The organism is Aeromonas sobria (genome assembly GCF_000820145.1).
Lineage (GTDB): Bacteria > Pseudomonadota > Gammaproteobacteria > Enterobacterales > Aeromonadaceae > Aeromonas > Aeromonas sobria.
The window spans coordinates 86,870-110,254 of sequence record NZ_CDBW01000004.1 but is presented as its reverse complement, the minus strand read 5'-3'; the positions used below and the strand labels follow the sequence as shown (position 1 = coordinate 110,254).

The following is a 23,385-nucleotide window of genomic DNA, read 5'->3' as shown; positions in this document are numbered from 1 at the left end:
GGCTGACTTAGAGTAACCCTGCGTGCTAGATAGCCTGTTTTAACAGGCAAGCAAGTTCCCTCACTTAATAACAATCAAGGATACGATCGTGACTAAAGTGCTCAAGCTGGCCACTGTGGCCGCCCTCACTCTGACTGCCCTCTCTGTTCAGGCTGCCGCCGAGCCAGCCGTGATTTATGACACCGCGGGCAAGTATGACAAGTCATTCAACGAAGCCGTGTTCCGTAACGGCGTCGAGCTCTTCAACAAGGACAAAGGGGTCAAGATCAAAGAGTTTGAACCCCAGAACGAAGCCCAGCGCGAGCAGGGTCTGCGTCGTCTGGCCAGCCGTGGCAACACGCCGATCGTGGCGGTCGGTTTCAACATGGGTTCTGCGGTAGAGAAAGTGGCTGGCGAGTTCCCGAACATCCAGTTCGCCATCATCGACATGGTGGTTGATAAGCCGAACGTGCAGTCACTGATCTTTAAGGAGCATGAAGGTTCCTTCCTGGTGGGTGCGCTGGCGGCCATCGCCTCCAAGAGTGGCAAGGTTGGCTTCGTGGGCGGTATGGATATCCCGTTGATCCGCAAATTCCAGTGCGGTTACGAGCAGGGTGCCAAATACGTCAATCCGAAGATCGACGTGCTGCAAAATATGACCGGCTCTACCCCGGCGGCGTTTGCTGACCCGGCCAAGGGTGCCGAGCTGGCCAAGTCCCAGTTCGCCAAGGGTGTTGATGTGGTCTATGCCTCTGCTGGCGGTACCGGCATCGGTGTTTACCAGGCTGCCAAAGACGAAGGCAAACTGGCCATCGGCGTAGACTCCAACCAGAACCACCTGCAACCGGGCACCATGCTGACCTCCATGGTCAAGTCGGTCGGTCTGGCCGCATACAAAACCTGGGATGACGCTGCCAAAGGCCAGTGGAAGCCGGGTATCCAGAACCTCGGTCTGGCTGAGGGCGGTGTGGATTGGGCACTGGATCAGTACAACGAGAAGCTGATCACCCCGGAAATGAAAGCCAAGGTGGATGCCATCAAGGCCGACATCATTTCAGGCAAGATCAAAGTTCATGACTACATGAGCGATAACACCTGCAAATACTAATTAGATAGTTGCTACGACTCTCAACGCACGACCGGCCCGCACGGGCCGGTTTTTAGTCTTCTTTCATGAAACGCAGGGCTGCATCATGGACCAGACAGATCGCTATGCCATCGAATTAAGAGGTATCGATAAGCGGTTCGGCGAAGTGTACGCCAACAAGCTGATCGACCTTAAGGTTCGCAAAGGCAGTATCCACGGCATTGTCGGCGAAAATGGCGCCGGTAAATCCACCCTGATGAGCATCATTTATGGTTTCTACCATGCCGACAAAGGCGAGATGCTGATCGACGGGAAACCGTTCAAACCCCATGGCTCACAAGATGCGATTGCCGCAGGCGTGGGCATGGTGCACCAGCACTTTATGCTGGTGAACAACTTCACTGTTTTGGAAAACGTCATCCTCGGCGCTGAGAACGGCTGGCACCTTCAGCAGAGCGTGGCGTCGGCCGAAAAACTGCTGGGCGAACTGGCGCGGGATTATGGCCTCGACGTGCCGCTGCACGAGAAGGTCGAAGATCTGCCGGTTGGCTTGCAACAGCGGGTCGAAATTCTCAAGGCGCTCTATCGTGGTGCCCGCATCCTGATCCTCGACGAGCCGACCGGGGTACTGACCCCGCAAGAGGCGGATCACCTGTTCGAGGTGCTGAAAAAACTGCGGGACCAGGGGGCGACCATTATCCTCATCACCCACAAGCTGCGGGAGATCCTGGCCATTACCGATCAGGTCTCTATCATGCGCCGGGGCGAGATGGTGGCGCACGTTGCCACCAAGGATACCGACAAGGAACAACTTGCCGAGCTGATGGTGGGTCGCAAGGTGCGGCTCAAGGTCGATAAAGGGCCAACCCAACCGGGGGAGGCCAAGCTCAAGGTCGAGGGGCTCAGTTACTTCGACGCCAGCAAGGTGGAGCGGGTCAAATCGGTCAGCTTCGAGGTGCGGGCCGGTGAAGTGGTCGGCATCGCTGGCGTGTCTGGCAACGGCCAGTCCGAGTTGCTCAGCCTGCTTGGCGGCATCATCAAGCCGAGCAAGGGTAGCTTTACCATCAGCAGCCAGAGCGGGATCAACAAGGTGAGCGCAGAGCATCCGGCTGATCCCGAGCAGGTGCGCAATTACGGCCTTGGCCATGTGCCGGAAGATCGCCACAAGATGGGGCTGATCAACCGCTTCGAGGCGAAAGAGGCCTTTATCCTCGGTTATCACCGCCGCCCGCAATACAACCGGGGGTGGCTGCAGAACAAGGAGGCGATCCAGCAGGATTGTCAGGCCAAGATGGAGAAGTGGGACGTGCGCCCACCCCATCCCGATCACAAGACCGCCAACTTCTCCGGTGGTAACCAGCAGAAGCTGGTGATCGCCCGTGAAGTGGAGCAGAACCCGGATGTGCTGTTGATCGGCCAGCCGACCCGCGGGGTCGACATCGGCGCCATCGAGTATATCCACCAGCAGATCATCGCCATGCGTGACAAGGGCAAGGCGGTGCTGCTGGTCTCGGTGGAGCTGGACGAGATCATGAGCCTCTCTGACCGGATCCTGGTGATTGCCGATGGTCGCATCGTCGGCGAGCTGGATGGTGCCAAGGCTGATGAGCGCACCATTGGTTTGATGATGGCGAACATAGTTCCCGACGAGGTGGCTGCCAGTCAGCCCCAAGGAGCTAAGTCATGAGCATCACATCCATTTGTAGTCAGCCCGGTCTGATGATGGTCAATACACCAGTGCCTGACCAGATTGCCAAGGAGGCCCACTGATGAGCCAAGTCCGTATTCCTGCCTGGGTCTCCGTGGGCGTCTTGTCTGCGGTCAACATCCTGCTGGCCTTCCTGGTGTCGGCCATTCTGTTCTACTACCTCGACATCAACCCGATCGATGCCGCCAAGATCATGTGGTACGGCGCGTTCGGCACCGGTGAAGGGGTCGGTTTCACCCTCTACTACGCAACCGGCTTTATCTTTACCGGTCTGTCGGTGGCGGTCGCCTTCCACGCCGGTCTGTTCAATATCGGTGGTGAAGGTCAGGCCTATATCGGAGGCCTCGGGGTCGGTCTGGTCTGTCTGACCCTCGGCGATGTGCTGCCGTTCGCCTTGTTGTTGCCGCTATCCATCATTGCCGGTGGTCTGTTTGGTGCGGCCTGGGCCTTTATTCCGGCCTGGCTGCAAGCCAAACGCGGTAGCCACATCGTGATCACCACCATCATGTTCAACTTCATCGCCGCCTCGCTGATGGCTTATCTGCTGGTGGAGGTATTCAAGCCGCCCGGCTCGATGGCGACCGAGAGCAAGGTGTTTGCCGAGGCTAGCTGGCTGCCCAAGATGAGTTCGCTGGCGAGCACCTTCGGCATGGAGATGCCCAACAGCCCGCTCAACATCAGCTTTATCTGGGCGCTGATTTGCGCGGCACTGGTGTGGGTCTTTATCTGGCACACCCGCTGGGGTTACGAGATCCGCTCGGTCGGGGCCAGCCAAAGTGCCTCCGCCTATGCCGGTATCTCCTATCCCAAGGTGGTGATCCTGGCCATGGTGATCTCCGGCATGCTGTCGGGCTTCTTTGCCCTCAACGTGCTGCAGGGTGAGCTGCACCAGATCAAACTCAACTTCGTGGAAGGGTTCGGCTTCACCGGTATCGCGGTGGCGCTGATGGGGCGCAACCATCCGGTCGGCGTCATCATCGCCAGCCTGCTGTTCGGTTTCCTCTATCAGGGGGGCGCCGAGCTCAGCTTCGAGTTCGGGGTTGACCGCAACATAGTGGTGGTATTGCAGGGTCTGGTGATCCTGTTCTGTGGCGCCCTTGAGCACATGATGCGTCCGCGCATCGAGCAGCTCTATCTGGCGTTTGCCAACCGTTCAGCCGCGCAAGCCAAGGGAGTCTGATCATGTTTGAAATTCTGATCCTGATGCTGGATGCCACCATCCGTACCGCGCCGCCGCTCATTCTCGCCGCCATGGCGGGCATGTTCTGCGAGCGCTCCGGGGTGGTCAACATCGCGCTGGAAGGCAAACTGCTGGCGGCGGCGTTCGCCAGTGGTGCGGCGGCTGCGGTCTCCGGTTCTGCCTGGGTGGGTCTGGGGGCCGGGGTGGGCGTCTCCATCCTGTTTGCCCTGATGCACGGTTTTGCCACCATCACCCACCGTGGTGATCAGGTGGTGAGCGGCATGGCCATCAACATTCTGGCGGCCGGTCTGACCGTTACTCTGGGCCGTTACTGGTTCGATCAGGGTGGCCAGACCCCGGCACTGTCCGGCGATGCCCGGTTCGCCCCCATCGAGTTCCCCTATGCCAAGGAGCTCTATGATGTGCCGGTGATCGGCCAGCTCTACAGCGAGCTGCTCAGTGGCCACTCCCTGCTGGAGTACGTGGCATTTGCCTGCGTCCCGCTGGCCTGGTGGGTGATGTTCCGCACCCGCTTCGGGTTGCGGCTGCGGGCGGTGGGCGAGGCTCCGGCAGCGGTCGATACCGCCGGTATCTCGGTGGTGCGGATGCGCTACACAGCGCTGATCATCGGCGGCTTGCTGGCGGGTATCGGCGGCACCTATCTGGCGGTAGCCCAGACGGCGCAGTTCATCCCCAACATGAGTGCGGGTAAGGGCTTTATGGCGCTGGCGGCACTGGTGTTTGGCAAGTGGCGCCCCTGGAGTGCCTTGGCAGCCTGTCTGCTGTTTGGTTTCCTTGATGCCGTCGCCATCCGGCTGCAGGGGGTGACTATCGGTGACTTCGCTATTCCGGTACAGGCCATCGAGGCACTGCCTTACATCCTGACGGTGTTCCTGCTGGCGGGCTTTATCGGCCGTGCAGTGGCGCCCAAGGCGCTCGGCACCCCTTATGTGAAGGAGCGGGAGTAGCGCCCTTTATCGCGATATTCCCGACCACACAGATAGCAGCAGGCCCACTTCGGTGGGCCTGTTTTTTGATGATGGAGAGGTAGCTTGTTACAGCAGGAACAGGGTCGCTAGCCCCAGAAAGATAAAGAAGCCGCCGGTGTCGGTGATGGCGGTGATCATCACGCTGGCCCCTACCGCCGGGTCGCGGCCAAGGCGGGTCATGGTCATGGGGATGATGACTCCCATCAGGGCCGCCACCAGCAGGTTGAGTACCATGGCCAGGGTCATGACGCCCCCGAGCGCAGGGTCCTGATACAGCAAGAAAGTCACTAATCCCATAATGCCACCCCACACCAGACCGTTAATCAGGGCCACCCCCAGCTCGCGCACTAACAGGAAAGAGAGGTTGCCCGCCTGAATGTGTTGCAGTGCCAGCGCTCGCACTATCATGGTGATGGTCTGGTTGCCGGTGTTGCCACCGATCCCGGCGACGATGGGCATCAGGGCCGCCAATGCCACCAGCTGCGAAATGGTGTGCTCGAACATGCCGATCACCCGGGAGGCAACAAAGGCGGTGCAGAGGTTCAGGGCCAGCCAGGCCCAGCGGGTCTTGACCGCCTTGCCAACCGGGGCGAACACATCTTCATCCTCGCTGATACCCCCCATCCGGCGCAGATCGGTATCGCTCTCTTCATAAACCAGATCGACCACCTCTTCGACCGTGATACGGCCCATCAGCTTGCCCTTGCCATCCACCACGGCGGCGGAGAGCAGGTCATCCCGCTCGAAGGTACGGGCCGCAGCTTCGTCGTTGTCTTCCGGATCAAAGGTGACCGGATCTTGCGTCATGACCTCCTTGACCAGCGTGGCGGGCTTGTTGAGCAGCACAGTGGTCAGGGGCAGCTCCCCCAGCAGGTGGTTGCGCCGGTCGATGACGAACAGCTTGTCAGTGTTGGCGGGGATCTTGCGACGCAGTCGCAGATAGCGCTGCACCGTGGCCAGACTCACCTCGGGGCGGATGGTGATGATCTCGAAGTCCATCATGGCGCCAACGGTATGTTTACCGTAGCGGATCACCTCCCGCACCTGATCCCGCTCTGCGGGGGCCATGTAGGTAAGCAGCCGTCCCATCAGGTTGCGCGGCAGGTATTGGCCCAGATAGATCTGGTCGTCGATATCCAGAGTGCGCAGGGCGTGCAGCAGCTCCTTGTCACTCATGCCGCTGATCAGGCTGTCCCAGACGGTTTCGGATGCTTCTACCAATATCTGGCCACGGCGTGCCTCATCCACCAGTGCCCACAGGGCATGGCGCTCATCGGGCGGCAGTGACTCCAGCGCATCGGCGACGTCGGCTGCCGGCAAGTTGTTGGCCAGCCCGCTCAATTCGCTGGTCTGGTCCCGCTGCTCGGCATCTTGTTCGACCTGCGGGTCGAGCAAGCTATCGGTGAGGGCGTCGTCAGTCAGTAGCAGGCTAAGGATGCGGGATCTGTCTTCCGCGCGCTGCCGGGCGCTGTTCTTGATGGGAAGAGACATGGATGAATTCCTGAAAGAGTGGCCAAGGGCGCAATGCCCATAGGATACCAGACTTAAAACAGCAGGTTATGACCGTGATAGGAGAAGAGGGGGGTAAAAGTGAGGCCACCTGCTGGTGGCCTCATGATCGTTTGCCGAGAATCTCTCAGGCGAGGGCTCGCTGGAGCTGTGGCGCCTCGCCAAACCAGGCGAGCTGGTCGGCCAAAGTCACCACCGAGCCCACTATGATCAGCGCGGGGCTTTCGACCCCCACCGCCAGCGTGGGCAGCTCATCGAGGGTGCCGCGAATGACCCGCTGGCAGGGTTGGGTGCCGCGCTCGATCAACGCCACCGGCGTGTTGCTCGCCTTGCCGTGGGCCAGCAGCTGTTCGCGGATGGTGGCGCAAGATGAGAGCCCCATATAGAACACCAGCGTCTGCTGGTCTTTGGCCAGCAGTGGCCAGTCGAGATCTCGGGCGCCACCTTTGCCGTGGGCGGTGACGAAGCGCACGCTCTGGGCGTGATCGCGGTGGGTCAGCGGAATACCGGCGTAGGCGGCGCAGCCGCTGGCCGCGGTGATGCCGGGCACCACCTGAAAACCGATGCCAGTACCAACCAGCGTCTCCAGCTCTTCGCCGCCGCGGCCGAAGATAAAGGGGTCGCCCCCCTTCAGCCGCACCACCCGTTGTCCCTTCTTCGCCTCCTCCAGCAAGAGCTGGTTGATCCCATCCTGCGGCACGCAGTGGTTGCCCGCCTGCTTGCCGACGAAGATGCGCTTGGCATCCCGGCGCACCAGTGCCATCACCTCGTCAGAGACCAGCCGGTCATAGACCACCACGTCCGCCTGCTGCATCTGGCGCAGGGCGTGCAGGGTGAGCAGACCCGGATCGCCGGGGCCTGCTCCCACCAGCACCACTTCGCCAGCGGTGTGGCTTTCGTCGGCAAACAGGTTGTCGGCCAGCTGGTGGGCAGAGGCGCTATCGCCCCGCGCCAGCGCCTGCCCGAGCCGGTCAGCCCCGAGCAGCCGCTCCCAGAAGCGGCGCCGCTCTCCCATGGTGGCGAAGCGGGCCTTGACCCGATCCCGCAGGCTGCCGGCAAAGGTCGCCACGGCCCCCAGATGTTGCGGCAGCAGGGCTTCGAGTTTTTCCCGCAGCAGCCGGGCCAGCACCGGCGCCTTACCACCGGAAGAGATGGCCACCATTAGCGGCGAGCGATCGATGATCGACGGCATGATGAAGCTGGAGCGTTTCGGGTCATCCACCACGTTGGCAAAGATCCTCGCCTGATTGGCGCTCTGGTAGACCAGCGCATTCACCTCGCGCCGATCGGTGGCGGCCACCACCAGCCACTTGCCCGCCAGTTGTTCCGATGCAAATTCACCGGCCAGCCATTCGAGCTCACCCGTTGCGGCAAGGGCTGCCAGCTCGGGGTCGAGCTCGGGCGCTACTACGGTGAGGCGGGCACCGGCATCCAGCAGCAGGCGCGCCTTGCGCTCCGCTACCTCGCCGCCGCCGACCAGCAGCACGGGTTTGTTGTCGAGTCGGCAAAAGATGGGCAAGTAGTCCATGGGGCCTCCTGATCAGGCGGTTTGGGTCTGGTTGGCGGTGCTGGTGGCGTCGGTCACCGCGACCGGGCGCTCAGCTTTCGGGGTGGCATACCAGTAGCCGAGGCCCATAAAGAGAACGCCGGAGACGGTGTTGCCCAGGGTCACCCACAGCAGGTTGTGGCCGATGCCGCCCAAGGTGTAGGCGTCTGAGTGAGCGCCAAACCAGGAGAGGGCGAACAGGGTCATGTTGGCGATGGAGTGCTCGTAGCCGGAGGCGATAAAGGCCAGCAGGCACCACCAGATGGCGATGAAGCGGGCGGCCCCTTCGGTGCGCAGCGCCATCCAGATGGCGAGGCAGACCAGCCAGTTGCAGAGGATCCCCTTCATAAACAGGGTCAGCGCCGGCGCCTGAGTCTTGGCCAGCGCCACCTTGTGAGCCAGGCTGCCCGCGTCCGGCAGCAGGCTGCCGCCGTAGGAGTAGATGAGCGCCACCACGACGGAGCCAATCAGGTTGCCCGCCCAGGTCTGGGGCAGGATGCGCAGCAGGTCGGCCATGGTGATCTTGCCGCTCTTCACCCCGAATGTGAGGAACATGGTGTGGCCGGTGTAGAGCTCGGAGCCGGCGATGATGACCAGGGTCAGGGCGATGCCGAAGGTGGCTCCCATCACCAGCGGCCGGATGGCGGGATCAACCAGATTGCCGAGGGTGAAGATGAGGATTATGCCAAGGCCCACATAGGCCCCCGCCATGGCGGAGCTGAGCCAGAAGCCGAGTTTGTCGCTGCGCTCGAAGCGGTTGATGCGGGCCGCGTTGGCAGCGCACTTGTTGATGGTTTCCGTGTACATCTTGTGAGTCCTTGAAAGGGCTGCCCTCAGGCAGCCCGAAAGAGAGTGAAATCGGCTTTAGACGGCGACCCAGACCTGCTGGTCGCGTACTGCAACGGGGTAGCTTTGAACCGACATCGCCGGGTTATCGAAGCAGTGGCCATCGCTCAGGCGAAAGCGCTGCTTCTTGAGCGGGCTGGCCACCCAGAGCTCACCGTCGTGTTCGCAGATCAGGCCCCGCGACAGCACGTTGGCGGCGAAGAAGGGATCCCGGTTGTCGATGGCGAACACCTCGGCCGCCGCGCTCGGGCGGAACAGGGCGATCTGGCGACCTTCAATGAGGGCACAGACACCGGTGCCCGGCAGGATGTCGTTGAGTTGGCAGGCTAATTTCATCGCTTAATCTCCACGTCGAGTTGGATGAACTGGCTATCGAGCAGGGCGCAAACGTCCATGCAGCCCGACAGGATGTCATTGCGTTGGCAGGCAAGTTTCATCATTTGGTTTCCACCTCGATCTGGTAGACGGGGATGCGCTCGGCCGGAGTGGCGGGTCTGTGCTGGTCGCGCTCGGCAACGAACTGAACGTCCGGATCGCGCTTGTCGCTGTTGATGAAGTGGCTGAAGCGCTTGAGCGCCTCCTCTTCGTTGAGGGTGCGCGACCATTCGCACTCGTAGCTGTCGATCAGGGTCTGGATATCGCGCTCTAGCGTCTCGGCCAGCCCCAGCTTGTCATCGACGATCACCTCGCGCAGGTAGTCGACGCCCCCCTCCAGATTGCCGAGCCAGACCGAAGTGCGCTGCAGTTTGTCGGCGCTGGTGACGTAGAACATCATAAAGCGGTCGATCAGCTTGATCAGGGTCTCGCGGTCGAGATCGGAGGCCAGCAGGTCGGCGTGGCGCGGCTTCATGCCGCCGTTGCCACCCACGTAGAGGTTCCAGCCCGCATCGGTGGCGATGATGCCGACATCCTTGCCCTGGGCTTCCGCACATTCGCGGGTACAGCCGGAGACACCGAACTTCATCTTGTGGGGGGTGCGAATGCCCTTGTAGCGGTTTTCGAGGAAGACCCCGAGGCCGACGCTGTCCTGCACGCCGAAGCGGCACCAGGTGCTGCCGACGCAGGTCTTGGCCATGCGCAGCGCCTTGGCGTAGGCCTGACCAGTCTCGAAACCGGCCGCCAGCAGTTTGCGCCAGATGGCGGGCAGATCATCCTTCTGGGCCCCGAACAGGCCGATGCGCTGGGCACCGGTGATCTTGGTGTAGAGCTGGTAGTCGCGGGCCACTTCGGCCACCGCCAGCAGCCCTTCCGGGGTCACTTCGCCACCGGCCATGCGCGGGATGACGGAGTAGCTGCCGTCCTTCTGCATGTTGCCGAGGAAGATGTCGTTGGTGTCCTGCAGCGGGGTGTTGCGCGGGCTCAGCACATGCTCGTTCCAGCAGGAGGCGAGGATGGAGCCGACGGTCGGTTTGCACACCTCGCAGCCATAGCCCTGACCATGCTTGGCCAGCAGCTCGTCGAAGCTCTTGATCCCCTCCACCTTGACCAGATGGAACAGCTCCTGACGGGAGTGGGGGAAGTGGGCGCAGAGGTGGTTGTTGACCTCGATGCCCTGCTTCACCAGCTCGGCGTTGAGTACCTGACTGATGAGCGGCACACAGCCGCCGCAGCCGGTACCGGCCTTGGTATGCTGCTTGATGGCGGCCAGCGTGGTGTGACCCTCGGCTACTGCCTGGGCGATGTCGCCCTTGGAGACGTCGAAGCAGGAGCAGATCTGGGCGCTTTCCGGCAGGGCATCCACCCCCAGCGTCGGCTTGGCACCGGCGTAGGCGGGCAGGATCAGGGTATCCGGGTGGCTCGGCAGCGGCAGGGCGTTGAGCATCATCTGCAGCAGGTTGCCGTAATCTTCCACATCACCCACCAGCACGGCGCCGAGCAGGCGGCTGTTGTCTTCGCTCACCACGATCTTCTTGTAGACGCCAGCCTGATCATCCTGAAACACATAGCTGTGGCTGCCCGGGGTGCGGCCGTGGGCATCACCGATGGAGCCGACGGAGACGCCGAGCAGCTTGAGCTTGGCGCTCATGTCCGCCCCTTCGAAGCGGCTGTCGCCGCCGAGCAGATGATCGACGGTGGTCTGGGCCATCTTGTAGCCCGGTGCCACCAGCCCGAAGAAGCGGCCCTGCCAGGCGGCGCACTCGCCGATGGCGTAGATATCGGGATCGGAGGTGAGGCAGTGATCGTCGATGACGATGCCGCCGCGCTCGGCGATGGCGAGATCACCGTAGCGGCCCAGGGTGTCTTGCGGGCGGATGCCGGTGGAGAAGACCACCACATCCACTTCCAGCTGGCTGCCGTCGGCAAAGGCGAGGCGGTGTTTCGCCTGCTCACCGCCATTCATCAGGATCTCGCTGGTGCTCTTGCTGGTGTGCACCTGCACGCCCATGGATTCGATCTTGCGGCGCAGCAGCTGGCCGCCTTGACCGTCGAGCTGTTCGGCCATCAGCACCGGAGCAAACTCCACCACGTGGGTCTCGAGGCCCAATGCCTTGAGGGCGCCGGCGGCTTCAAGGCCAAGCAGGCCGCCACCGATCACCACCCCGTTCTTGCCGCTTTTGGCGGCGTTGCGGATGGCTTTCAGATCCTCGATGGTGCGATAGACGAAGCACTCGTGGTGCTGACTGCCTGCAATGGAGGGCACCCAGGGGTAGGAGCCGGTGGCCAGCACCAGCTTGTCGTACCCGACCACAGTGCCCTTGTTGGAGTGCACTTCGCGGTTGGCCCTGTCGATTTTTTTCACCGCTTCGCCGAGCAGCAGGCGGATGCCGTGCTTGTCGTAGAATCCGGGTTTGACGAGGGAGAGATCTTCACTGGTGTGATGGGAGAAATAGGAGGAGAGATGGACGCGATCGTAGGCGGGACGGGGTTCTGCACCGAAGACGGTGATCTCGTAGCGGCCCGGGTCGGCCCGCTCGATCAGCTCTTCGATGAAGCGGTGCCCCACCATGCCGTTGCCCACAACGACCAGTCTGACTTTGCTCATGATTGCCTCTAGTTTGGAGTAATAAAACATCATTCTGGGGCTAGGCTACCCAGTCGGTCGGGGCGGGCAATTGATGCAAATCAAGTGTCTATTTATATATCTCGTCAGAGGTAATCCCTTGAGATTAATAGTTATATCTAAGTAGGTAGACCAGTGGTGCAGTGGATCTGGCAGGTTGTCGGGGTAGTTAAAGAAGGGAGTGGGATGGGGGGAGATGAAAAAAAACGCCTCCATACGGGGAGGCGTTCGACCAGCGGGGTGTTGAGCAGGCTTACAGGATGTAGCGGCTCAGGTCTTCGTCTTCGATCAAGGCGCCGAGGTGGGCGTTGACGTAGTCGGTGTCGATGACGAAGGTCGCACCAGATTGCTCGGAGGCATCATAAGAGATGTCTTCCATCAGCCGCTCCATCACGGTGTGCAGGCGGCGGGCGCCGATGTTTTCGGTGCGCTCGTTGACCTGCCAGGCGGCTTCAGCCAGTCGACGGATGCCCTCTTTGGTGAACTCGATATTGACCCCTTCAGTGCCCATCAACGCCTTGCTCTGGGCGGTCAGGGAGGCGTTCGGCTCGGTCAGGATCCGCTCGAAATCATTGGTGGTGAGCGCTGTCAGCTCGACCCGGATCGGCAGACGACCCTGCAGCTCGGGGATCAAATCTGACGGCTTGGCGATCTGGAAGGCGCCGGAGGCGATAAACAGAATGTGATCGGTTTTGACCATGCCGTGTTTGGTGTTGACGGTGCAACCTTCGACCAGCGGCAGCAGGTCGCGCTGAACCCCTTCACGGGAAACGTCAGGGCCTGAACTTTCGCCACGCTTGCAGACCTTGTCGATCTCGTCGAGGAACACGATGCCGTTGTTCTCGACGGCGGCGATCGCTTTTTGTTTCAGCTCTTCCGGGTTAACCAGCTTGGCCGCTTCCTCTTCGATCAGCGCCTTCATGGCCTCTTTGACCTTGATCTTCTGCTTTTTCTTCTGGCTCTGGCCGAGGTTCTGGAACAGCCCTTGCAGCTGGTTGGCCATCTCTTCCATCCCTGGCGGGGTCATGATTTCGACCCCCATCGGGCTGGCGGAGAGCTCTAGCTCAATCTCTTTGTCAGCCAGCTGACCTTCCCGCAGTTTCTTGCGGAAGATCTGGCGAGTGTTGGAGTTGTCGGCTTTCTCCTCCTCACCCCAGGTATTGCGCGGGTTGGGCAGCAGGGCGTCGAGGATGCGCTCTTCGGCGGCTTCCTCGGCACGGAATTTCATCTTCTCCATCTCGGTCTCGCGCACCAGCTTGATGGCGACATCGGTCAGATCGCGGATGATGCTGTCCACTTCCTTGCCGACATAGCCCACTTCGGTGAACTTGGTCGCTTCGACCTTGATGAAGGGGGCGTTGGCCAGCTTGGCCAGACGGCGGGCGATCTCAGTCTTGCCGACCCCGGTCGGGCCGATCATCAGGATGTTTTTCGGGGTCACTTCATGGCGCATCTCTTCATCGAGTTGCATCCGGCGCCAGCGGTTACGCAGGGCAACAGCGACGGCACGCTTGGCATCGGCCTGGCCAATGATGTGACGATCCAGCTCGTGGACGATTTCTCTTGGAGTCATCTCGGACATGATAGGGTTCCTGTATCCGGGGCGGGCAGGGCCCACCCCTTGAAGAATGTGGTCGTTGGCTCGCGCCGTTATTTGGCTGCGTAGTCCAGCACTTCGATGGTGTGGTTGCCATTGGTAAAGACGCAGATATCACCGGCGATCTTGAGGGACTTCTCGACGATGCTCCTGGCATCCAGCTCGGTGTTTTCCAGCAGGGCGATGGCGGCGGATTGGGCGAAGTTGCCGCCGCTGCCGATGGCGATGAGATCGTGCTCTGGCTGCACCACGTCACCGTTGCCGGTGATGATGAAAGATTTGTGTTCGTCGGCCACGGCCAACAGCGCCTCGAGGCGGCGCAGGGCGCGATCGGTGCGCCAATCTTTGGCCAGCGCCACGGCGGCGCGCTCCAGATTACCCTGATGGGCCTGCAGTTTTGCTTCGAAACGCTCAAGCAGGGTGAAGGCGTCGGCGGTACCGCCAGCGAAACCGGCCAGCACCTTGCCGTTATAGAGACGATGAACCTTGCGGGCGTTGCCCTTCATGACGGTGTTGCCAAGAGAGACTTGGCCATCGCCACCGATGACGACCTGACCGTTGCGGCGAACTGAAACTATGGTAGTCACTTTACTTACCTCGCTTGAGCCGAATGACGGCCTGACTGTGCATGGCAAGAAAGATGGGGATGGCAAAGCGGCTTTTCAACCCTGCCTTTTATCGGGATAAACGCTGTGACGGGATGCCGAGGGGGTGAGCGGCCCCAAAAGAACAGGGCCGGATGTTGCCACCCGGCCCTGTGTCATCGGTAAGAGAATTATCCTTTCTTGGGAATGCAGCCGCTGATGCCGGAGCCCTGCAGCTTGCTGTTGGCCGCGTCGGCGGCCGCCTTGCCGTTGAAGGGGCCAACCATCACCTTGTAGACGGTGCCGTTGGCGCCATTGATCACCTGCAAGCTGGAAGAGAGCCCAGCAGTGAAGGCGATACGGGCCTTGAGCGACTCTGCAGAATCCTGCGAGCGCAAGGCGGCGCACTGCATCATATAGCGGCCATTGTCGGTCGCGGCCGGTTGTGCTGGGGCACTGGCGGGCTGGGCTTTGGCGGCAGCGGCGCGCTCCCGTTCCAGCTCGGCGCGGATCTCCCGCTCCATCCGCTCCCGGTCGGCCTTGCGGTCGATCGCCTGCTCTTGCGCGCTGGCAACCGGTGCACCCGAGGTGGAGGGGGTGGTCGCCGGATTGGGCAGATAAGGCTTGGGTTGGCCAATCGGAGTACCCGGCTGGGGGATGTCGGTCGGCACCGGTTGCGGCAGTTTGCTCGGCTGCAGGGTCAGGGTCTCTGCCGGTGGTGGTGGCAGCACACCTGGCTGGGTCGGTGGCTCTATGATATCGACCTGCTTGTTCTCCAGCCGCTCGATATAGCTCCACTTCTCCTGTGGCAGCCCGTTATTCTGCGTTTTTGGCTTGTTGGCCTTTACCTGCTCTTCAATGGTGGGGGCGTCGTTGCCCTTGCCATTGATCATGTAAAGGAAGCCGCCAAAGCCTGCCAGCAGTGCTGCGACCAGCAGGATTGGAATAACAGGAAAGCGGCGAGGGGCCGCTTTCTTGGTATTGCGGCCACCCGCCCGACGTCGCGGGCGGCTGCCGACATAATCCCGGGTTGCCATCTATTACATGCGCTCCAGGGTATGGATACCCAGTACGCCGAGGCCCAGCTTGAGCACTTTGGCGGTGGCGGCGCACAGCAGCAGACGGCTCTGACGGCTTGCTTCGTCCACGCCATCCTTGTTGATCGGGCAGGCTTCATAGAAGGTCATGAAGTTGCCGGACAACTCGTACAGGTAGGTACAGAGCAGGTGCGGCATGCCTTTGTCTGCCACGCCGTTGACCGCATCGGAGAACTGGATCAGCTTCTGGGCCAGCACCTCTTCGGCCTCTTCGTTCAGGGTCACGTTGCCGGTCAGCGTGCTGGCATCGATGTTGGCCTTGCGGAAGATGGACTGGATCCGGGTGTAGGCGTACTGCAGGTAAGGGGCAGTGTTACCTTCGAACGACAGCATCATGTCCCAGTCGAAGATGTAGTCGGTGGTACGGTTCTTGGAGAGATCCGCATACTTGACCGCGCCCATGGCGATGGCGTTGACCACGTTGGCCTTCTCTTCGGCAGAGAGGTCGCTGTTGCGGCTCTCCAGCAGGGCAGCGGCGCGCTCTTCCGCTTCGTTCAGCAGGTCAACCAGCTTGACGGTGCCACCGGAGCGGGTCTTGTAGGGACGACCATCCTTGCCCAGCATCATGCCGAAGGCGTGGTGCTCGAGCGGGACGGATTCCGGCACATAGCCCGCCTTGCGGGTGATGGTCCAGGCCTGCATCAGGTGCTGGTGCTGACGGGAGTCTATGAAGTACATGACACGGTCGGCGCCCAGGGTCTCATAACGGTATTTGGCACAGGCGATGTCGGTGGTGGTGTAGAGGAAACCGCCATCGCTCTTCTGGATGATGACGCCCATGGCCTCGCCATCCTTGTTCTTGAACTCGTCCAGGAAGACCACGGTGGCCCCTTCGCTCTCGACCGCCAGCCCCTTGGCTTTCAGGTCGGCAACGATTTGCGCCAGCATGTCGTTGTACATGGACTCGCCCATGATGTCCTTGTTGGTCAGGGAGACATTCAGGCGGTCGTAGTTGATCTGGTTCTGTTCCATGGTCATGTCGACCAGCTTCTTCCACATGGTGCGGCAGTACTCATCGCCACCCTGCAGCTTGACCACGTAGTTACGGGCGCGCTCGGCGAAGGCTTCGTCTTCGTCGTAGCAACGCTTGGCCTGGGTGTAGAAGGCTTCCAGATCCTTGAGCGCCATGTCGCTGGCGTGCTCGTTGGCCATCTTCTCCAGATAGGCGATCAGCATGCCGAACTGGGTACCCCAGTCGCCGATGTGGTTGGCACGCACCACCTTGTGGCCGAGGAACTCCAGCGCACGAGCGGCTACGTCACCGAGTACGGTAGAGCGGATGTGGTGCACCGCCATCTCTTTGGCCACGTTGGGGGCGGAGTAGTCCACCACCACGGTTTGTGGCGCGGGCAACCGTACGTTGGCGTTGGCAGAGGTCACCATGGCCTCGACCTGACCGGCCAGCCAGCGCTGGTCGAAGAAGAAGTTGATAAAGCCGGGACCGGCGATCTCGACCTTGGCGATCAGGTCGGAGGCAGGCAGATGCTCGATGATGGCAGTGGCCAGCTCACGCGGGTTCTTGCGGGCCGGTTTGGCCAGCAGCATGGCCAGGTTGGTAGCCAGGTCGCCGTGAGCTTTTTCCTTGCATCGGTCTACTTGCACGCGGGCTTCCAGGTCCGCCGGCAGGATGCCTGCTGACTTGAGATTGGCTACCGTTTGTTCAAGTAGATGATGAATATGCTCTTTCATAACTGACCACCAAGGTTGCGCGTCGAAAAATGACTGATATATAAGGGCGTGAATTTTACCCGCATCGGCCCGAGAAAACTATAGGGATGACCCGCCGCTCGCTGTCGGGCGGATATTTCACTGCTTTTGGCGCCAATATCCGGAAGATTGACCGTAATATGGTGCTTATCCATTTCTACTGCATATCGAAGCGGGTTGTCCAGGCTATTTTCCCCTGATTGTTAAGGGTTTTTCCTTTCCCGATGACGGGAATGATCTCCTCCCTCTGGCCCGGCGTATCAATAGAGGTTACCAACCGAGGAGTTTGCGATGCGACTGGCGCTGTTTCCCCTTTCTGCCCACCTGCTGCCCGGCGGCATCATGCCGCTGCGGATCTTCGAACCGAGATACCAGCGGATGATTGCCGAGGCGGGGGAGTCCGGCTTTGCCCTCTGCATGGTGGACCCTCGCCAGCCCGATGCCCTGCGCAACATGCTGCCCATCGCCACCCGGGTCACCATCATCGATTTCGACCAGCTGCCGGACGGCATGCTGGGGATCACGGTGCAGGGGATAGAGCGGGTGCAGATAGATGATCTGTGGCAGGAGCCAGACGGCCTGCGCATCGGCGAGGTGACGCCGCTGACGGCCTGGCCATCACAGCGGCTCCATCCCGATCAGCAGCCGTTGGTGGAGGCGCTGCAGGAGGTGTTTGCCGACTACCCCGACTATGCCGCTCTTTATACCGAGCCCCGCTGGGATGATGGCAACTGGGTGGCCCAGCGCTGGCTGGAGGTGCTGCCGATCCCCCCCGAGCAGAAGCAGTTGTTGCTGGTGGCTGCCGACAATCAACCGGCCATGGCCCTGCTCAAGGGAGTGCTGGTGGCCAGCCACTGATTTTTTCTGACCTGCTGATCCGCCAGCGCTGCAAGGTCGTAATAGTCATCACCACAGCACGCTCGACAGCACATCAAAGGGATGGCGCAATGGCATATACTGGCCAACCACACTCGACCATACGCAGGACATCACCCGTGATGGATAACCCTAATGGCGACCTGGAAGCCCTGTTGATACGGGTGGCAGAGCACGCCGACAAGGCGGCCTTTGCCCACCTGTTCCAGCACTTCGCGCCGCGCATTCGTAGCTACGGTTTGCGCCATCTCGGCAGCGAGGCCAACGCCATGGAGCTGGTACAAGAGACACTGCTGCTGGTGTGGCAGAAGGCGCGCCTCTACCACCCCGAGAAGGGGGCGCCGACCACCTGGATCTATACCGTGATGCGCAACCAGTGCTTCGACATGCTGCGCCGCCGTCGCGCCAGCAAGGAGGATCTCTGTGCCGAGGAGCTGTGGCCGGTGTTGGAGTTTCAGGCCGAAGAGGAGCACCTGAGCGGTGGTGAGGATGCGGTGCTGACCCGTCAGATGGCCCACTATCTGGGCACCCTGCCGGAGCCACAACAGCAGGTGGTGCGTGGCATCTATCTGCAGGAGTTCTCCCAGCAGGAGTTGGCGGAGCGACTCGGCGTGCCGCTCGGTACCATCAAGTCCCGCCTCAGACTGGCGTTACAGAAACTGAAAGAGCAAGTGGAGCAAGGCCATGATTAAAGCCCATCCGACCGACCCTATGCTGCGCGCCTTCGCCGCCGACGAGCTTCCTCTGCCGCTGGCGGTGGGGCTCTCCGCCCACTGTGAACTCTGCCCCGATTGCGCTGCCCGACTGAAAACATTCGAAGAGGAGCTGGCGCAGCAATATCTTGCCTCGCCAGCAGAGCCCGAGCTGGCCTCCCGCGATGACGTGGCGCTGGACGCCGGATTTGACGCCATGCTGGCGGATATTCTGGCGCAGCCCGAATCGGTTGCCGCACCCGTTATCGATCTGCCCCGAGCCCAGCCCACCGAGTTGGAGGTGGCCGGTCACGCCTACCGTTTGCCGCGGGTGCTGGCCCGCTACCGCTCCCCCAAGTGGCGCCATATCGGGGCCATTCGTCAGCAGAGTCTGCCGCTGGACGAGATGGGCGCGCGCGCCAGCCTGCTCCATATCGAGGCGGGTGGTCGCATCCCTGAGCATACCCATCAGGGCTATGAGCTGACCCTGCTGCTGGCGGGCAATATTCAGGATGGCGATACCTGTTATCAGGCGGGGGATTTTATCTGGCGCGATGCCAGCCACTCCCACAGTCCGCACACGCCCGATGGCTGCCTCTGCTACACGGTGCAGGATGCGCCGGTGCAGTTCACCAAGGGATTGTCGCGGCTGCTCAACGGCATCAGCCAGCACCTCTACTGAGCACAATGACGCCATAGAAAAAGGGACCAAATTGGTCCCTTTTTTCATTCCATTGCTGGCTGCCGGTCAGGCGACAAACACCAGATAGACGGCGAACGCCACGATAAAGCGGTAGATGGCGAACGGGATAAAGTCGATCCGGCGGATCAAGGCCAGGAAGGTCTTGATCGCAAACATTGCCACCACGAAGGCGGTGATAAAGCCCACCGCAAACATCGGGAAGTCGGCCATGGAGAGGAAGTCGCGGCTCTTGTAGAGATCCAGCCCGCTGGCCGCCACCATCATGGGCACCGCCATGAGGAAGGAGAACTCGGCGGCTGCGTGACGGCTGATCCCCATCAGCATGCCACCACTGATGGTGGCGCCGGAGCGGGAGAAACCGGGCCACAGGGCCACAGGGCCAGACACTGGAACAGGCCGATACCGAATGCCTGTTTGTAGCTGATGTCATCCAGGGTTTCGGCGGTGACGGCAGGGCGGCACTTCTCGGCGATGATCAGCAAGATGCCCCCGGCCACCAGTGCGTACATCACAGTCTCCGGGCCAAACAGGTTGGCCTTGATCCAGCTGTGTACGGCGAGGCCGATGACGATGGCAGGCAGCATGCCGAGGATGATGTGGACCAGCGACAGGGTGGCGTGATCCTGAGACGGCTTCTGACCAAAGTGGATGCCAATCAGGCCAAACAGGCGGCGCCAGAAGACGGCGACCACGGCGAGAATGGAGCCAAGCTGGATCACCACTTCGAAGGTGGCGGCCTTGGGCCCTTCAAAGCCCAGCAGATGGCCGACGATAATCATGTGGCCGGTGGAGGAGACGGGGAGAAACTCGGTCAGCCCCTCGACGACGCCCAGAATAAAGGCGACCAGCAGGCTATAAGTGTCAGTCATCGAACAGAATCCTTGCTACGTTGATGCAAAAAAAGCCCCGACAGAGAATTCGGGGCGGCTTATCTTGCTCGATTGTGACTGCTGAGGCTATGTAAAAATCGTGAAACCTTTAAGTCAGTCGCGGATAAAACGGTAGCGGGTCTGGTGGTGATAACGCCCGCCCGGCAGCAGCCAGGGGTTGCCCAGCTCGGGTCGATTGGGGCTGTCCGGCAGCTGTTGCGCCTCAAGACAGAAGCCGTCGTGATCCCGGTGCGACTGGCCGCTGCGGTTCGGGGTATTGGTCAGCCAGTTGCCGGTATAGAACTGCAGCGAGGGCTGGTTGGTGTAGACCTCCATCGCCAGCTGCTTGTCTCCCGACACCACCCGAGCGGCCCATTCTGATGTCGGGCCGTTGAGCACAAAGGCATGATCGTACCCCTTGGCCTGTTGCTGCTGGGAATGGCTCAGCCAATCCTGGCCGACAAGGCGTTCGTGGCGTAGATCGAATGGCCCCTCCACCGGAGTGATGGCGATCGGCAAACCGCTCGGGTCGCTGGGCAGAAAGTGGTCGGCATTAATGCTGATGAGGTGGTCACGCACATCGCTACCGTCCGAGTTCTCATCGAGATTGAAGTAGGTGTGGCTGGTGAGGCTGACCGGGGTCGCTGCATCCGTGCTGGCCATAAAATCGACCACCAGATCGCTCTGCTCCAGCCGGTACTCCAGCGTTACCCGCAGATTGCCGGGAAAGCCCTGATCCCCCGCTCGGGAGAGCAACATCAGCTTGACCCGATCCGCCTCCAGCTCCTTGATCTGCCAGCGCTGACGATGAAAGCCTGCCTGCCCGCCATGCAGGCAGTTGGGTGCCTGATTGGCATCCAGCGGCCAGCGCTCGCCAGCGCGCACCAGCTCGGCGCCGCCAATGCGGTTGGCAAAGCGCCCTGCCACCGCCCCCAGCCACACCTGCTGGGTGGGATAGGCGTCGTCGGCACAGCCCAGCAGCACTTCACGGCGCTGGCCCGCTACCAGCAGGGTGAGGGAGGTGAGGGTGGCGCCAAAATCGAGGCCGCGCAGGCGCAGCCCCTCCTCGTTTTCCAGCTCGAATGGGGTCATGGCGCTGCTCATAACTTGCCTGCACCTGTGTTGCCGATCCGGTAGACGTAGCCGTCGGCCTGCATCATAAATGGGCTCATAGTTTTCCCGCCCCCGCGCTGGCGCGGCAGACGTAGCAGTCAGCCTTGCGGCCTGAGATAGCAGGGTACTCTGCCTCGACGGCGGCGATCACCTCAGCCACTTTCTCGGGGCGCAGCAGGGCGACCACACAGCCGCCGAAGCCGCCACCGGTCATCCGCACGCCGCCATCGGTGCCGATCCTGGCCTTGATGATCTCCACCAGACCGTCGATGGCGGGCACGGTGATCTCGAAGTCATCGCGCATGGCGGCGTGTGACTCGGCCATCAGCTCGCCGAGGCGGGTCAGATCGTGGCTGGCCAGCGCATCGGCTGCCGCCAGGGTACGAGCATTTTCGCCGACCACGTGGCGGGCACGGCGGTAACAGGCCTCATCCAGCCCGGCTTTGCCCGCTTCCAGACCGGCCAGATCCAGGTCGCGCAGTGCCTTGACCCCGTAGTGACGGGCGGCGGTCTCGCACTGTTGGCGACGGGTGTTGTATTCGCTGTCCACCAGACCACGGCGCATGTTGGAGTTGACGATCAGCACCGCCAGATCCGCTGGCATGGGGATGAGGCGGGTCTCCAGCGAGCGGCAGTCGAGCAGCAGGGCATGATCGGTTTTGCCGCTGGCGGAGATCATCTGATCCATGATGCCGCAGTTGCAGCCGACGAACTTGTTCTCCGCTTGCTGGCCGTTGAGGGCGATCTCGGCCTGAGTGATGTCTAGCCCCAGCGCCTCTTTGAAGGCCTGGCCGATGGCCACTTCCAGCGAGGCGGAGGAGGAGAGGCCCGCACCCTGCGGCACGTTGCCGGAAACCACCAGATCAAGGCCGCGCAGGGCATAACCACGGGCTTGTAGATATTTCACCACGCCGCGGATGTAGTCGCTCCAGCGCTGGTCGGCGTGGTGCTCAATGGGCTGGTCGAGGTCGAACTGGTCGCGCTGGTTGTCGTAGTCAGCGGCGATCACCTGCACCAGCTGGTCATCGCGCAGGCCGATGGCGACGCAGGTCTCGTAGTCGATGGCGCAAGGCAGCACGAAGCCGTCGTTGTAGTCGGTATGTTCACCTATGAGGTTGACGCGACCGGGGGCGCGCACCAGCAGGTCGGGCTTTTTGGCAAATTGCTCGGCAAAAACGGTGCTGACGCGTTGGCTGGGGGTCATAGGGCCTCCTCATTGGTGTGGCTGGTCTGGTTGTAGTGAATGGGGCTCAGGGCACGCAGCCGTTCGGCAGCCTGCTCGGGGGTAAGGTCGCGCTGGGTCTCTGCCAGCATCTCGAAGCCCACCATGAATTTGCGCACGGTGGCGGAGCGCAGCAGGGGCGGATAGAAGTGGGCGTGCAACTGCCATGCCTCGGGGCAATCCGATTTGGGCGGCGCAAAGTGCCAGCCCATGGAGTAGGGGAAGCTGCACTCGAACAGGTTGTCGTAGCGGCTGGTGAGCTCCTTGAGCGCCACCGCCAGATCCTGTTGCTGGGCCTTGGTCAGGTTGAGCATGGAGGGGACGTGCGCCTTGGGCAGCAACAGGGTTTCGAACGGCCAGGCAGCCCAGAAGGGGACCACGGCGAGCCAGTGTTCGGTCTCCACCACGATGCGCGAGCGATCCGCCAGCTCCCGCTCCACATACTCCAGCAGCATGGGGCGGCCATGTTCGGCCAGCCAGTCGCGCTGGTGCTGCTCTTCACGGGCGATCTCGTTGGGCAGGAAGTCGCTGCCCCAGATCTGGCCGTGGGGGTGCGGGTTGGAGCAGCCCATGACGGCCCCTTTGTTTTCAAAGACCTGCACCCACTGCCACTGGGCCGACAGCTCGGCGACCTGATCCATCCAGGTGGTGATCACCCCTTCGATGGCGGGCTGCGGCAGCTCGGGCAGGGTCTTGCCGTGATTTGGCGAGAAGCAGATGACCCGGCTGGTGCCGCGGGCGGCTTCCAGCTTCAGCAGGGGGTCCCCTGCGTTGTCGGCGGCCGGGGTATCCTGCATCAGGGCGGCGAAGTCGTTGGTAAAAACGAAGGTGCCCTTGTAGTCGGGGTTGATGTCAGCGGTGACCCGGGTGTTGCCCGCGCAGAGGAAGCAGTCGGGATCGTGGGCCTGTTTGGGGGCCTGACTCACCTTCTCCACCTGTCCCTGCCAGGGGCGCTTGGCCCGGTGGGGGGAGACCAGCACATACTGACCGGTCAGCGGGTTGAAGCGGCGATGGGGATGATCGACGGGGTTGAACATCATCTCTCCTGAATAAGATATTGAAAAAATAGTCGTTTATTAA

The 23,385-nt window shown here is 61.6% G+C and carries 19 protein-coding genes and 1 pseudogene; 7 read left to right on the top strand and 13 right to left on the bottom strand.

Annotation, left to right across the window (positions count from 1 at the left end):
- The first annotated feature begins 88 nt into the window (after positions 1-88).
- From BN1135_RS01890 to BN1135_RS01875, 4 genes are all read left to right on the top strand, one after another.
- Positions 89-1,087 carry a BMP family lipoprotein gene (locus tag BN1135_RS01890; RefSeq protein WP_042018409.1) on the top strand — a complete coding sequence of 333 codons (999 nt, stop codon included), beginning with the start codon at positions 89-91 and terminating at the stop codon, positions 1,085-1,087.
- An 85-nt stretch (positions 1,088-1,172) separates the two neighbouring features.
- Positions 1,173-2,753: an ABC transporter ATP-binding protein gene (locus tag BN1135_RS01885; protein WP_042018407.1), complete on the top strand. Its 1,581-nt coding sequence runs from the start codon at positions 1,173-1,175 to the stop codon at positions 2,751-2,753.
- 82 nt (positions 2,754-2,835) lie between these two features.
- Positions 2,836-3,954, top strand: a complete 1,119-nt coding sequence (locus BN1135_RS01880) for an ABC transporter permease (RefSeq protein ID WP_042018405.1) — start codon at positions 2,836-2,838, stop codon at positions 3,952-3,954.
- A gap of 2 nt (positions 3,955-3,956) precedes the next feature.
- Complete coding sequence (locus tag BN1135_RS01875) at positions 3,957-4,922, top strand: ABC transporter permease (protein ID WP_042018403.1); 966 nt, start codon at positions 3,957-3,959, stop codon at positions 4,920-4,922.
- 87 nt (positions 4,923-5,009) lie between these two features.
- Here BN1135_RS01875 and mgtE read toward each other — a convergent pair whose 3' ends face one another.
- The 9 genes from mgtE to argS form a co-directional block, all read right to left on the bottom strand.
- The gene (gene mgtE, locus BN1135_RS01870; RefSeq protein WP_042018400.1) at positions 5,010-6,434 is read right to left on the bottom strand and encodes a magnesium transporter; all 1,425 of its coding nucleotides are present in this window, start codon (positions 6,432-6,434) and stop codon (positions 5,010-5,012) included.
- A 145-nt stretch (positions 6,435-6,579) separates the two neighbouring features.
- The gene (gene cysG, locus BN1135_RS01865) at positions 6,580-7,980 is read right to left on the bottom strand and encodes a siroheme synthase CysG (RefSeq protein ID WP_042018398.1); all 1,401 of its coding nucleotides are present in this window, start codon (positions 7,978-7,980) and stop codon (positions 6,580-6,582) included.
- 12 nt (positions 7,981-7,992) lie between these two features.
- A complete protein-coding gene (gene nirC, locus BN1135_RS01860; RefSeq protein ID WP_042018396.1) occupies positions 7,993-8,805 on the bottom strand; it encodes a nitrite transporter NirC in 813 nt (270 codons plus the stop codon).
- Positions 8,806-8,862: 57 nt separating this feature from the next.
- Positions 8,863-9,180, bottom strand: a complete 318-nt coding sequence (nirD, locus tag BN1135_RS01855; protein ID WP_042018394.1) for a nitrite reductase small subunit NirD — start codon at positions 9,178-9,180, stop codon at positions 8,863-8,865.
- A gap of 100 nt (positions 9,181-9,280) precedes the next feature.
- Entirely contained in the window at positions 9,281-11,827 is a 2,547-nt protein-coding gene (nirB, locus tag BN1135_RS01850) for a nitrite reductase large subunit NirB (RefSeq protein WP_042018392.1), read from the bottom strand.
- A gap of 271 nt (positions 11,828-12,098) precedes the next feature.
- Positions 12,099-13,427, bottom strand: a complete 1,329-nt coding sequence (gene hslU / locus BN1135_RS01845) for an HslU--HslV peptidase ATPase subunit (RefSeq protein WP_042018389.1) — start codon at positions 13,425-13,427, stop codon at positions 12,099-12,101.
- Between the two features lie 68 nt (positions 13,428-13,495).
- Positions 13,496-14,029 carry an ATP-dependent protease subunit HslV gene (gene hslV / locus BN1135_RS01840; RefSeq protein ID WP_042018387.1) on the bottom strand — a complete coding sequence of 178 codons (534 nt, stop codon included), beginning with the start codon at positions 14,027-14,029 and terminating at the stop codon, positions 13,496-13,498.
- A gap of 188 nt (positions 14,030-14,217) precedes the next feature.
- A complete protein-coding gene (locus BN1135_RS01835) occupies positions 14,218-15,063 on the bottom strand; it encodes an SPOR domain-containing protein (RefSeq protein ID WP_042018385.1) in 846 nt (281 codons plus the stop codon).
- Positions 15,064-15,066: 3 nt separating this feature from the next.
- Entirely contained in the window at positions 15,067-16,812 is a 1,746-nt protein-coding gene (argS, locus tag BN1135_RS01830; RefSeq protein ID WP_042018382.1) for an arginine--tRNA ligase, read from the bottom strand.
- Between the two features lie 309 nt (positions 16,813-17,121).
- Between argS and BN1135_RS01825 the strand changes: the two genes are divergently transcribed.
- From BN1135_RS01825 to BN1135_RS01815, 3 genes are all read left to right on the top strand, one after another.
- Entirely contained in the window at positions 17,122-17,688 is a 567-nt protein-coding gene (locus BN1135_RS01825) for an LON peptidase substrate-binding domain-containing protein (protein WP_042018380.1), read from the top strand.
- 140 nt (positions 17,689-17,828) lie between these two features.
- Complete coding sequence (locus tag BN1135_RS01820; RefSeq protein ID WP_042018377.1) at positions 17,829-18,398, top strand: sigma-70 family RNA polymerase sigma factor; 570 nt, start codon at positions 17,829-17,831, stop codon at positions 18,396-18,398.
- A complete protein-coding gene (locus BN1135_RS01815; protein ID WP_042018375.1) occupies positions 18,391-19,080 on the top strand; it encodes a ChrR family anti-sigma-E factor in 690 nt (229 codons plus the stop codon). Before BN1135_RS01820 ends, BN1135_RS01815 begins: the two co-directional genes overlap by 8 nt.
- Before the next feature lie 66 nt (positions 19,081-19,146).
- Here BN1135_RS01815 and bacA read toward each other — a convergent pair.
- The 4 genes and pseudogenes from bacA to BN1135_RS01795 form a co-directional block, all read right to left on the bottom strand.
- A pseudogene (gene bacA / locus BN1135_RS01810) lies at positions 19,147-19,970 on the bottom strand (undecaprenyl-diphosphate phosphatase).
- A gap of 114 nt (positions 19,971-20,084) precedes the next feature.
- On the bottom strand, positions 20,085-21,074 hold the full coding sequence (gene galM / locus BN1135_RS01805; protein WP_042018373.1) for a galactose-1-epimerase: 990 nt from the start codon (positions 21,072-21,074) through the stop codon (positions 20,085-20,087).
- Between the two features lie 64 nt (positions 21,075-21,138).
- Entirely contained in the window at positions 21,139-22,287 is a 1,149-nt protein-coding gene (gene galK, locus BN1135_RS01800; RefSeq protein ID WP_042018369.1) for a galactokinase, read from the bottom strand.
- Positions 22,284-23,342, bottom strand: coding sequence for a UDP-glucose--hexose-1-phosphate uridylyltransferase (locus tag BN1135_RS01795; protein WP_042018367.1), 1,059 nt, complete (start codon positions 23,340-23,342; stop codon positions 22,284-22,286). Before BN1135_RS01795 ends, galK begins: the two co-directional genes overlap by 4 nt.
- Between the last annotated feature and the right edge of the window lie 43 nt (positions 23,343-23,385).

What these genes read in the sequence shown, in the direction of transcription:
- BN1135_RS01885 (WP_042018407.1), top strand. Translation starts at nt 1,173, where the DNA reads ATGGACCAGACAGATCGCTATGCCATCGAATTAAGAGGTATCGATAAG.
- BN1135_RS01880 (WP_042018405.1), top strand. Translation starts at nt 2,836, where the DNA reads ATGAGCCAAGTCCGTATTCCTGCCTGGGTCTCCGTGGGCGTCTTGTCT.
- BN1135_RS01875 (WP_042018403.1), top strand. Translation starts at nt 3,957, where the DNA reads ATGTTTGAAATTCTGATCCTGATGCTGGATGCCACCATCCGTACCGCG.
- mgtE (WP_042018400.1), bottom strand. Translation starts at nt 6,434, where the DNA reads ATGTCTCTTCCCATCAAGAACAGCGCCCGGCAGCGCGCGGAAGACAGA.
- cysG (WP_042018398.1), bottom strand. Translation starts at nt 7,980, where the DNA reads ATGGACTACTTGCCCATCTTTTGCCGACTCGACAACAAACCCGTGCTG.
- nirC (WP_042018396.1), bottom strand. Translation starts at nt 8,805, where the DNA reads ATGTACACGGAAACCATCAACAAGTGCGCTGCCAACGCGGCCCGCATC.
- nirD (WP_042018394.1), bottom strand. Translation starts at nt 9,180, where the DNA reads ATGAAATTAGCCTGCCAACTCAACGACATCCTGCCGGGCACCGGTGTC.
- nirB (WP_042018392.1), bottom strand. Translation starts at nt 11,827, where the DNA reads ATGAGCAAAGTCAGACTGGTCGTTGTGGGCAACGGCATGGTGGGGCAC.
- hslU (WP_042018389.1), bottom strand. Translation starts at nt 13,427, where the DNA reads ATGTCCGAGATGACTCCAAGAGAAATCGTCCACGAGCTGGATCGTCAC.
- BN1135_RS01835 (WP_042018385.1), bottom strand. Translation starts at nt 15,063, where the DNA reads ATGGCAACCCGGGATTATGTCGGCAGCCGCCCGCGACGTCGGGCGGGT.
- argS (WP_042018382.1), bottom strand. Translation starts at nt 16,812, where the DNA reads ATGAAAGAGCATATTCATCATCTACTTGAACAAACGGTAGCCAATCTC.
- BN1135_RS01825 (WP_042018380.1), top strand. Translation starts at nt 17,122, where the DNA reads ATGCGACTGGCGCTGTTTCCCCTTTCTGCCCACCTGCTGCCCGGCGGC.
- BN1135_RS01820 (WP_042018377.1), top strand. Translation starts at nt 17,829, where the DNA reads ATGGATAACCCTAATGGCGACCTGGAAGCCCTGTTGATACGGGTGGCA.
- BN1135_RS01815 (WP_042018375.1), top strand. Translation starts at nt 18,391, where the DNA reads ATGATTAAAGCCCATCCGACCGACCCTATGCTGCGCGCCTTCGCCGCC.
- galM (WP_042018373.1), bottom strand. Translation starts at nt 21,074, where the DNA reads ATGAGCAGCGCCATGACCCCATTCGAGCTGGAAAACGAGGAGGGGCTG.
- galK (WP_042018369.1), bottom strand. Translation starts at nt 22,287, where the DNA reads ATGACCCCCAGCCAACGCGTCAGCACCGTTTTTGCCGAGCAATTTGCC.
- BN1135_RS01795 (WP_042018367.1), bottom strand. Translation starts at nt 23,342, where the DNA reads ATGTTCAACCCCGTCGATCATCCCCATCGCCGCTTCAACCCGCTGACC.